General features: G+C 71.5%; 9 protein-coding genes. 2 read left to right on the plus strand and 7 right to left on the minus strand.

Annotated features, from left to right (window positions below):
* The first annotated feature begins 186 nt into the window (after positions 1–186).
* Both ABTX62_RS27900 and ABTX62_RS27905 read left to right on the plus strand, forming a co-directional pair.
* On the plus strand, positions 187–1698 hold the full coding sequence (locus ABTX62_RS27900; protein ID WP_352118794.1) for an ABC transporter substrate-binding protein: 1512 nt from the start codon (positions 187–189) through the stop codon (positions 1696–1698).
* 5 nt (positions 1699–1703) lie between these two features.
* Entirely contained in the window at positions 1704–3461 is a 1758-nt protein-coding gene (locus ABTX62_RS27905) for an ABC transporter permease subunit (protein WP_352118795.1), read from the plus strand.
* A 494-nt stretch (positions 3462–3955) separates the two neighbouring features.
* Here ABTX62_RS27905 and ABTX62_RS27910 read toward each other — a convergent pair whose 3' ends face one another.
* The 7 genes from ABTX62_RS27910 to ABTX62_RS27940 all read right to left on the minus strand — a co-directional run.
* Complete coding sequence (locus tag ABTX62_RS27910) at positions 3956–4939, minus strand: D-2-hydroxyacid dehydrogenase (RefSeq protein WP_352118796.1); 984 nt, start codon at positions 4937–4939, stop codon at positions 3956–3958.
* Position 4940: 1 nt separating this feature from the next.
* Positions 4941–6392 carry an NAD-dependent succinate-semialdehyde dehydrogenase gene (locus ABTX62_RS27915; protein ID WP_352118797.1) on the minus strand — a complete coding sequence of 484 codons (1452 nt, stop codon included), beginning with the start codon at positions 6390–6392 and terminating at the stop codon, positions 4941–4943.
* 42 nt (positions 6393–6434) lie between these two features.
* The gene (locus ABTX62_RS27920; protein ID WP_352118798.1) at positions 6435–7715 is read right to left on the minus strand and encodes an NAD(P)/FAD-dependent oxidoreductase; all 1281 of its coding nucleotides are present in this window, start codon (positions 7713–7715) and stop codon (positions 6435–6437) included.
* Positions 7716–7772: 57 nt separating this feature from the next.
* Complete coding sequence (locus tag ABTX62_RS27925) at positions 7773–7895, minus strand: hypothetical protein (RefSeq protein WP_352118799.1); 123 nt, start codon at positions 7893–7895, stop codon at positions 7773–7775.
* Positions 7892–8758, minus strand: coding sequence for an ABC transporter permease (locus ABTX62_RS27930; RefSeq protein WP_352118800.1), 867 nt, complete (start codon positions 8756–8758; stop codon positions 7892–7894). The genes ABTX62_RS27925 and ABTX62_RS27930 overlap by 4 nt, the downstream gene beginning before the upstream one ends.
* Positions 8755–9648, minus strand: coding sequence for an ABC transporter permease (locus ABTX62_RS27935; RefSeq protein ID WP_352118801.1), 894 nt, complete (start codon positions 9646–9648; stop codon positions 8755–8757). Before ABTX62_RS27935 ends, ABTX62_RS27930 begins: the two co-directional genes overlap by 4 nt.
* A 3-nt stretch (positions 9649–9651) precedes the next feature.
* A partial coding sequence (locus tag ABTX62_RS27940) for an ABC transporter ATP-binding protein (protein ID WP_352118802.1) occupies positions 9652–10608 on the minus strand: 957 nt, incomplete at its 5' end.

The raw sequence follows: 10608 nt of genomic DNA on the forward strand, positions 1-10608 counted from the left end.
GCCCACGATGGCACAGCTCGAACAGCAGGTCGAGAGGCCCTGGTTCGACACACGGCCGTCCACTCGTTGAGATTTCATCTACCCGGCTGACAGTTTGGTAAGGCTCCCCTTATATGCTGAGGTCGCCGATCAAACCCGGCCTGGGCCGCAGCGGCCTGCCCGACCTCTCGCACGACAGGATCCGACATGCGCACCACCTCCCGCGGCCTCATAGCGGCGCTCGCTCTCACCCCTCTGCTGGCCGGCTGCTTCGCATCCGGTGACGGCGACACCGGCGCGGGATCGGGCGGGCGGCTGCGGGTCGCGCTGGCCGTGCCGCCGGTGCAGGCGCTGTCCCCGTACAGCAACGACGCCACCGTGCTGAGCAAGCTGTCCGTCGCCGAGGGCCTCACCGCCCTCGACAAGAACGGCACGGCCAAGCCCGCCCTGGCGAAGTCCTGGAAGCAGGACGGCGGCACCACCTGGACCTTCGAGCTGCGCAAGGCCGAGTTCCAGGACGGCACCGAACTCACCGCCCAGGCCGTCGTCAAAGCGCTCGAGCACGCCGGGGCGGCCAAGCCCAAGCCCCGCGTCCTGAGCGACGTGTCACTGACCGCCAAGGCCGAGGACGCCGACACCGTCACGCTCACCACCAAGTCGCCCGACCCGGTGCTGCCGCTGAGGCTGGCCAGCCCCGCGCTGGCGATCCTGTCGGCGAAGGCGTACGCGAAGGGCGGCGCCGTCAGCCCCGTCGGCACCGGCACGGGTCCGTTCGAGATCACCCGGCTGAACGGCAAGGCCAAGGCGACGCTCGACCGCTTCGACGGTTACTGGGGTGGCCGGGCGAAGGCGCCCGGCATCGACGTCAGCTGGATCGCGGACGGGACGGCCCGTGCCAACGCGCTGCGCGGCGGCGAGACCGACATCGCCGAGTGGATCCCGACCGCCCAGGCGAAACTGCTCGACAAGGCGACCCGGCACGAGGTCCCCTCGGTGCGTACCGACAGCCTGATCCTCAACACCGGCAGCGGTCTGTTCACCGACGCCGGGCTGCGCGCCGCCGCCCGCGAGGCCGTCGACGGCTCCGCCCTGGTCGACTCCGTCTTCGGCGGATACGCCGACCCCGCGCAGGGCCTGTTCGGGCCCGCCGTCCCGTGGGCGGCCGACAAGCGCGTCGAGGTGACGGGCCGTACCAAGGCCACGACCGCCGCCGGGGTGAAGGCCGGCACCAAGGGCAAGACACTTCGGCTGGCCACCTACACCAACCGGGCCGAGTTTCCCGAGGCGGCGTCCGTGCTCCAGCAGCAGCTGGAGAAGGCCGGGTTCACCGTGAAGCAGGACGTGCGCGAGTACACCCAGATGGAGGCCGACCTGCTCGCCGGGAAGTACGATGCCCTCCTCTTCTCGCGGGTGACGCTCCTCGACACCGGCGACGCGGTCGACTACCTCGCCAGCGACTTCACCAGCGAGGGCGTCTACAACATCGCCGGCCTGAAGAACGCCGCGGTGGACAAGGCCATCCGGGCCGCCGCCGTGGAGCGGGACACCGAGAGCCGCCAGGAGAAGACGATGCGGGCGGAGGCGGAGATCCTGCGCACCGACGCGGTGGTGCCGCTGGTCCACGAGCAGGCCGTGCAGGGCATCGCGGGCGACGTCGAGGGCGTGGTCCTCGACCCGCGCGAGCGGTCCCTGATCGATGTCGACACGCGCCTGAAGTAGCCCGCATGAGCCTCGCGCACAGCCCCGCCGCCGCCCGCCCGTCCCTCTGGCCGGCGGCGGTCGGCCGTGTGCTCGCCGGTACCGCCCTGCTCGGCGCCGTGGCCCTGCTCCCCTGGCTGTCCGGCGCCGACCCGGCCCGTACGGTGCTGCGTGCGCGCTCCGCCGACCAGAACCCCACACCGGCGGAACTGGCCACGGTGCGCGATCAGCTGGGCCTGGACGAGGGCCCCTGGGTCCACCTCGCGCACTGGCTGGGCGGCCTGCCACGCGGGGACGCGGGCGTCTCGTGGGTCTCCGGCGCACCCGTCATGCCACAGGTGGGTGCGGCCCTGTCGGTCTCCCTGACGCTGATGCTGGGCGCGTTCGCGGTCACGGCGCTGGTCGCCGGACTGGTGTGCGCCCGAACGGTCCTCCTCGGTTCCCGGCGCCGGCTGCGGCAGGACCGGGCGGGCACCCCGGCCGCCGTCCTCGCGTCGCTGCCGAAGTTCCTGCTCGCCTCGGTGCTGGCCACCGTGTGCGGGGTGTGGTGGGGATGGTTCCCGTCCAGCGGGTGGGAGGGGCCGCAGTCGATGGTGCTGCCCTCGCTCGCACTCGGCATCCCCTCGGGTGCGATGCTCGGCGGGATGCTCGACCAGGCACTGCCCGCCGCGTTCCACGAGCCCTGGGCGCGCACGGCCTACGCCGTCGGGTTCCCGCCCCGGCACATCGGCCGCGACGCGCTGCGCCGCAGCCTGCCCGGCATACTGCCGCAGCTGCTGCCCACCGTGGTGGCTCTGGTCGGCGGCGCGGTCGCCGTGGAGAAGATCTTCAACATCCCCGGCCTCGGCCGGCTCGCCCTGGACTCGGCCGTCGCGCAGGACCTCCCCGTGCTGCAGACGGCGACTCTGACGCTGGTCCTGCTCGGCGTGGCCGCGGGCATCGTCATCCGGGCCCTGCGTCACGCCCTCCTCGGCCGGCCGCTGCGCGACGGCGCCCTGCCGACCCTGCACCACCCCCCGCTCACGGTGCCGCGTTCCCTGCCCTGGATCACCACCGCCTGCGCCCTGGCCCTGCTCGCCCTGGTCACGGCGGGCCTCCTGCGCGACCCCCTCCAGGTCGACACGGCGGCCCGGCTGCTGTCCCCGTCCCTCGAACACCCCCTGGGGACCGACGCCCTGGGCCGTGACCTGCTGGCCCGGCTGGGCCACGGGGCGCTGCGCACCGCGGAGGTCGCCCTGGTCGTGACGGTGGTCAGCGCGGTCACCGGACTGCTGCTGGGCATGGCACCGCGGGCGAGCGCGGGCCCGACCGAGGTCGTGTCGACCCTGCCCGCCGTCCTGGCGGGCCTGCTGATCGTGGGCGTCACCGGGCCGTCGGTGTGGGGCGCGGCCGGCGCGGTGTGCACGGTCGCCTGGAGCCCCTACGCCGCCCAGACCTCCGCGCTGCTGGAGCAGGAACGCGCGAGCGGGCACATCGCCGCGTCCGTCGCACTCGGCGCGGGACGGCTGCATCTGCTGCGCCGCCACCTGCTTCCCGCGGTGGTCCCGGCCCTCCTCCGCAACGCGCTGCTCCGGCTGCCCACGACCGTCCTGGTCCTCGCCTCCCTCGGCTTCCTGGGCCTGGGCGAACAGCCGCCCACCCCTGAGTGGGGCCGCCTCCTCTCGGAGAACCAGCCGTACGCCGAACTGGCCCCCTGGACCGTCCTGGGACCGGCCGCCGCGCTGGTGGTGCTGTCCGTGCTGGCGGTGACCGGCAGCGTGCTGGGACGCGGGAAGGGTGCATAGCACGCGCCCCGGCCGGTGGAGGTCACCGGCCGGGGCGCCTGCTCTCCGCCCGTCGGGCGGGGTGCGTCTCGTCGAGTTTCGGACGGGGCGGGTTTCGTCGATGTTCAGGCGAGGTGCGTCTCCTCTGTCTTCGGGCGGGGTGCGGCTCGTCGGCCGTCGGGCGGGGTGCGGCTCTTCGGTCCTCAGGCGGGGTGCGGCTCGTCGGCCCTCGGGCTGCGGGTGCGCTCGTCGGCCGTCGGGCGGGGTGCGGCTCGTCGGCCCTCAGGCGGGGTGCGCTCGTCGGCCGTCGGGCGGGGTGCGGCTCGTCGGCCCTCGGGCTGCGGGGTGCGCTCGTCGGCCCTCGGGCGGGGTGCGGCTCGTCGGCCCTCGGGCGCGGTGCGCTCGTCGGCCGTCAGACGGGCAGCGCTCGTCGGCCGTCGGGCGGGGTGCGGCTCTTCGGTCCTCAGGCAGGGTGCGGCTCGTCGGCCCTCAGGCGGGGTGCGGCTCTTCGGCCCTCAGGCGGGGTGCGGCTCGTGGGTCACGTATCCCCGCCGCTTGTCCACCACGTTGCGCAGGGGGCGGCCCTCGATGTGCCGGGTGAGGTTGTCGAGGAACACCTCGACGAGCGCCTCCCGCTCACTGGTCGTCTCACCCGCCGTGTGCGGGGAGATCACCACGCCGGGCATGTCCCACAAGGGTGACCCGGCGGGCAGCGGTTCCTGGGCGAAGACGTCCAGGGCGGCTCCGGCGAGCCGTCCGGCGGCGAGGTGGTCGACGAGCGCCTCCTCGTCGACGAGTCCGCCCCGGCCCACGTTGATCAGTCGCGCCCCCGGCTTCATCGCGGCCAGCACGGGGGCGTCGACCATGCCCCGGGTGTCCTGGGTGAGCGGTGCGGCCAGGACGACGTAGTCGGCCTCGGCGAGTGCCGTGTGCAGGCCGGCCGGGCCGTGGACCGTGCCGAAGTCGGGGTCGTCCGGGCGGGCCGTGCGGCCGGCGCCGCAGACCCGCATGCCGACGGCGGTCAGCAGCCGGGCGGTGGCCCGGCCGATGGGTCCCGTGCCCCACACCAGCACAGTGCGGCCGGTGATGCCGTCGCTGGGACGCGGACGCCACTCGCGGCGCCGCTGATGCTCCCAGGTGCCCGGGAAGTCCTTGGCGAGGGAGAGGATCAGACCGAGGACGTACTCGGCGGTCGGCTGGTCGTAGACGCCGCGGGCGTTGGTCAGGACGACGCCCGGATCGTCCACCAGGGCCGGGAAGAGGAAGGAGTCGACGCCCGCGGAGGCCGCGTGGACCCAGCGGGGCGCCTTCTCCGGGTTGTCGGGCCAGGCCTCGCGGATGGCGGGAGTGATGGTGACCCAGGCCAGGAGGATGTCGGCGCCGGGGAGGAGGTAGGGCAGTTCCTCCTCGGTGGCGTAGACGGTGTCGGCGAGGCGTTCGATGAGCGCGGTGGCCGGTGGGCGGTTGCCGCGATGGAGGACGACGAGTCGGTCGGGCATGTCAGGCTCCGACAGGGACGGCGATGTACTTGTATTCGAGGAACTCGTCGATGCCGACACGGCCGCCTTCGCGTCCCAGGCCGGACTGCTTGATGCCGCCGAAGGGCGCGGCGGGGTTGGAGACCAGGCCGGTGTTGAGACCGATCATGCCGCTTTCGAGGCGTTCGGCGACGCGCAGGGCACGGTCGAGATTCTGGGTGAACAGGTAGGAGGCCAGGCCGAATTCGGTGTCGTTGGCGGCGGTGACGGCCTGGTCCTCGGTGTCGAAGGTGACCAGGGCGGCGACGGGTCCGAAGATCTCGGTGTCGTTGATGGCGGCCTCGGGGGTGAGGCCGGCCAGGACGGTGGGCGGGTAGAAGCAGCCCGGCCCCGTGGGCAGTTCACCGCCGGTCAAGACGGTCGCGCCGTGCTTGACGGCGTCCTGGACGAGGTCGTGGGCTTTGCTGCGGGCGGTGGCGTCGATGAGGGGGCCGACGTCGGTGCCGGGTTCGGTGCCGGGGCCGACCCTCAGGGCGGCCATGCGAGTGGTCAGGCGGGCGGCGAACTCGCGGGCGATGGAGGTGTGGACGTAGATGCGATTGGCGGCGCAGCAGGACTCACCCATGTTGCGCATCTTGGCGACCATGGTGCCTTCGACTGCGGTGTCGAGGTCGGCGTCGTCGAAGACGATCAGGGGGGCGTTGCCGCCCAGTTCCATGGACGTGCGGATGACGGTGTCGGCGCACTGGGCGAGCAGGATGCGGCCGACGCCGGTGGAGCCGGTGAAGGAGAGTTTGCGGATCTGCCCGCCACGCAGGAGGGGTTCGACGACGCCGGCGGCGTCGGTGGTGGTGACGATGTTGAGCACACCGGCGGGCAGACCGGCTTCGGTGAGGATCGCGCCCAGGGCGAGGCTGGTCAGGGGGGTCTGGGGGGCGGGCTTGAGGACGACGGTGCAGCCGGCGGCGAGGGCCGGGCCGATCTTGCGGGTGCCCATGGCCAGGGGGAAGTTCCACGGCGTGATGAGCAGGCAGGGTCCGACCGGCTGACGGGTGACCAGCAGGCGGTTGCGGCCGTCGGGGGCGGTCGTCAGCCCGCCGTCGATCCGCACGGCCTCCTCGGAGAACCAGCGGAAGAACTCGGCGCCATAGGCGACCTCGGCGCGCGCCTCGGCCAACGGCTTGCCCATCTCCAGCGTCATCAGCAGCGCGAGGTCCTCGGTGCGCTCGATGATCAGGTCGTAGGCGCGGCGCAGGATCTCGCTGCGCACCCGGGGCGCGGTGGCGGCCCAGGCGGCCTGCGCGGCGACCGCCGCCTCGGCGGCACGCCGGCCGTCGGCGGGTGAGGCGTCGGCGACCTGGCACAGTTCCTCGCCGGTGGCCGGGTTGTCGACGGACAGGGTCCGGGCGGACTCGGCGTCCTGCCAGGTGCCGCCGATGAACAGCTGCTTGGGAACATCACGGACGACAGTCATCGTGGGTGTCTCCTCGTATGTGCGGAAGGGGCTGCCGACCGGTCAGCGGATGCGGTCCAGCGTCTTGTAGTAGGCGCCCGCGAAGGGCAGGAACCAGGCCGTGCCGTTGTAGAGGGGGATGCGGGGCGGGGCCAGGTCGCGGACGGGGCTGACCTCGGGGTGGCCGTCCATCACCTCGGCCATGACCTGCCCCATGTGCGTGGCCATCTGCACGCCGTGGCCCGCGTATCCCATGGAGTAGTAGACGCCGTCGTCGGTCTGCCCGGCGTGCACGATGCGGTCCATGGCGAAGCCGACGGAGCCGCCCCACACGTACTCGATCTTCGTCCGGGAGAGCTGGGGGAAGATCTCGCACATCTCACGGAACAGGACGGCTCCGCTCTTCTTGTCCGACGTCGGGTCGGACGGTGCGAAGCGGGCCCGGCCGCCGAACAGCAGCCGGTTGTCCGGGGTGAGCCGGAAGTAGTGGCAGACCTGGTTGGAGTCGACGATGAGGCGGGCCTTGGGGATGATGTCCCGGGCGAGGTCGTCGCCGAGCGGCTCGGTCACGATGATGAAGCTGCCCAGGCATACCTGCTGGCGGCGCAGCCAGGGGAAGTTCTTGTCGGTGTAGGCGTCGGTGGCCATCATGACCTGCCCGGCACGGATGACACCGCGCTCGGTGCTGACCTCGAACCGGCCGGCGGCGGTACGCCGCACGCCGATGGCCGCGTTGCGTTCGTGGATCTCGACACCGGTGCGCTCGCACGCCTCGGCCATGCCGCGCACGAAGCGGCCGACGTGCAGTGCGGCGCTGAACGGGTCGAGCAGGCCGCCGTGGTAGGCGTCGGAGCCGATTTCGGAACGCAGCTCGGCCTTGCTGATCAGAGTGGTCTCGTGTCCGAAGTACTTTGCCAGATCGCGCTGTTGGGCCTTCTTGCTCTCGAAGTGGGCGGGGCGGGACGCGACGCCCAGGCGTCCGACGCGACGGAACTGGCAGTCGATGGACTCCTCGTTCACGAGCCGCTCGACGGTGTCCACGGCCTCGCCGTAGGAGTTGTAGATCTCGCGGGCCCGTTCGAGGCCGTACCGGCGGATGGCCTGGCGTATGCCGATGGTGAAGCCCAGGTTGGCCATGCCGCCGTTGCGCGCGGAGGCACCGGAGCCGATCTGGCCCTTCTCGACGAGGGTGACGCGGGCGCCCTTGCGCGCGGCGTGGAGGGCGGTGGACAGACCCGTCAGGCCGGCGCCTACGACCACCAGGTCGGTGTCCTCGGTCAGCGGCTTGCCGGAACGGTCGGGAAACGCCCCGGCGGTTTCTATCCAGTAGGGAATCGTCTTCATTTCGGGTCCTCTGTGGGGAGTTTCGAAGGTGGGGCACGGCCCGTGCCGGCGTAGGGCTCAGGTGAGGGGTTCGACGAGGAGGTTTTCGCCCTCGGGGCTGAGCGAGCCGTCGGCGGTCATGTTCGGCAGCAGGTGCCGCCGGGCGGTGTTGGCGGTCAGCTGAGCGGTGGCGGTCGTCATACGGCCTCGCCTCCCGGGTTCGCGATGCCTGCCGTGTTCTCGACGGACAGCAGAGAGTCCTGCCGGCCGGAGCCGAGCCAGCGCACCAGGGCCACCAAGCCGAGGGCCAGGATGGCGAAGGCGGTGAGGAGCGCGCTGACGGCGGTCACGCTGGGGTCGATCTCGAAGGTGAGGGAGTTGTAGACCTGCACGGGCAGGGTGACGGTGTCGACGGAGGAGAGGAACTGGGAGATGTAGAACTCGTCGAAGCTGGTGATGAAGGAGAAGATCGCCGCCGCGATCATGCCCGGCGCCGCGAGCGGGAAGGTGATCTTCCGGGCGATCGTGAGGCGGCCGGCGCCCATGCTGGCGGCGGCGTCCTCGAGGCGTTCGTCGATGCCGCGCAGGGTCGCGATCAGGATCAGCACCGCGATCGGTGAGGCGAGCACCGTGTGGCCCAGCGCGATGGCGATGGGGCTGCCCAGCATCGCGGCGGGCTCGAAGAACAGGAACAGCCCGAGCGCGGTGACGATCTGCGGGATGACCAGCGGTCCGAGGACCAGGGCGAAGACCGCCGAACGCAGCGGCAGTTCGCTGCGGACCAGCGCGGTCGCCGCGGTCACCGCGATGATCAGGGAGAACACGGTGCTCAGGGCGGCGACCAGGGCGCTCAGGGAGAGCGCGGCGGGCCATTTGCTGCCGTCGGCGAACAGGGCCTTGTACCAGTTCAGCGTCCACGTCTCCGGGGGGAAGGAGGCGAAGGCGTTGTTGCTGAAGGAGGTGACGAGGACGACGACGATCGGCAGCGCCAGGAACAGCAGGATGAGGGTGGCGACGGCGGTCAGGGCGATGCGCCCGATGAGGGATGTGCGCAGCTCCATCATGACGCGCTCCTCTTCCTACGACTGGCGCCCAGCGAGGTCACGAGCTTGACCAGCAGCAGTCCGGCGAAGGTGAGCAGCAGCAGGATGACGCCCTGGGCGGCTGCTCCGTTCCACTGGTTCTCCTTGGTGACCTGCTGGTTGATGAGGGTGGCGATCATCGTCTGGTTGGGTCCGCCCATCAGGGCCGGGGTGATGTAGTAGCCCAGCGAGAGGATGAAGCTCAGCAGACCGGCGCTGGCCAGGCCGGGGGCGACCAGCGGCAGGTACACCCTGCGGAAGATGGTCACACGTCCCGCGCCCATGCTGGACGCGGCCGCGAGCAGCCGCCGGTCCACCCCGCGCATCACCCCGTACAGCAGCAGCACGGTGTAGGGGAGCATCATGGAGGTGGTGCCGATGACCACGCCGAGTTCGTTGTAGAGCAGCTGGAACGGCGTCCCCGGTACCGACATGGCGGTCAGGGTCTCGTTCACCAGGCCCTTGTCGCCGAGCATGATGATCCAGCCGTAGGTGCGCACCAGAGCGCTGACGAAGTGCGGGACGACCACGACCAGCATCGCCAGGCCCGCCAGGATGGGCTTGAGCCGGGTGATCGCCTGGGCCAGGACGAACCCGAAGACCAGGCTCAGCACCGCCGTCTCGGCGGAGATCCGCAGCGTGGTGAACAACACCGACAGGTTCACGCCGGTCAGCGCGTCGGCGTACCAGTGCAGCGTGAACGAGCCGTCGGCGTCCTTCAGACTCAGCAGCAGGGTACTGAAGATCGGGTAGACGAACAGCACCAGCAGGTAGACGACGACCGGCAGGGCGTAGAGGATCCCGACCCGGGTCTTGCGCGAGGCGAGGAGCTTGCGCGGAGGGGCGGGGGTGGTGGCGGTGAGGGCGGCCATGGCTCACCCTGCCTGTTCGTCGGCGAAGAGGTTGACGTCCTCGGGGTCGGCGGTGATTCCGACCCGCTCGCCGGCGACGGGGCCCCGCCCGGCCGGGACCTCCAGGCGCAGCAGCGGCGCGTCGGCGCCGTCGATGCGTACGCCGGCGCGGACCAGGGTGCCCACGTAGGTGGCCGTCTCGACCGTGCCGGTACAGAACCCGTCGTCGGCGGCGCTGGCCCGCAGCCGGCCCGGCTGCACGGCGACCTTCACAGAGGTGCCGGGGGCCAGTTGGTGGCGGCGTGCCTTGAGCAGGCCGCCACTGTTGTCCAGGCGGACCAGGGTGTGCTCGCCGTCGTGCTGCTCGATACGCCCGGGCAGGAAGTTCGCCGCGCCGAGGAAGTCCGCCACGAACGGCGTCCTCGGCCGCTCGAACAGTTCGCGGGGGGTGTCGAACTGCTCGATCAGACCGTTGCGCATCACCGCGATACGGTCCGACATCACCAGCGCCTCTTCCTGATCGTGTGTCACATAGATGACGGTCAGGCCGAGTTCCTGCTGGATGGTCTTGATCTCCACCTGCAGCTGGTCACGCAGCTTCTTGTCGAGCGCACCGAGCGGCTCGTCCATGAGGATGACCGGCGGCCGGTAGACCAGCGCCCGGCACAGGGCGACCCGCTGCTGCTGACCACCGGACAGCTCACGCGGCTTTCGGCCGCCGAACCCGGACAGGCCGGCGATCTCCAGCGTCTCCCCGACACGCCGGCGGATCTCGTCCTTGCTCACGCCGCGCAGCGTCAGCGGGAAAGCGACGTTCTCGTTGACCGTCATGTGGGGGAAGAGCAGGTACTGCTGGAAGACGAAACCAAGCCCCCGCTTCTGCGGCGCGAGGCGTGTGACGTCACGGCCGCCGACGGTGATGGTGCCGGAGTCGGGTTCGCAGAACCCGGCGATCATCATCAGCGTCGTGGTCTTGCCCGA

The organism is Streptomyces sp. NPDC096046, assembly GCF_040303285.1.
Classification (GTDB): Bacteria; Actinomycetota; Actinomycetes; order Streptomycetales; family Streptomycetaceae; genus Streptomyces.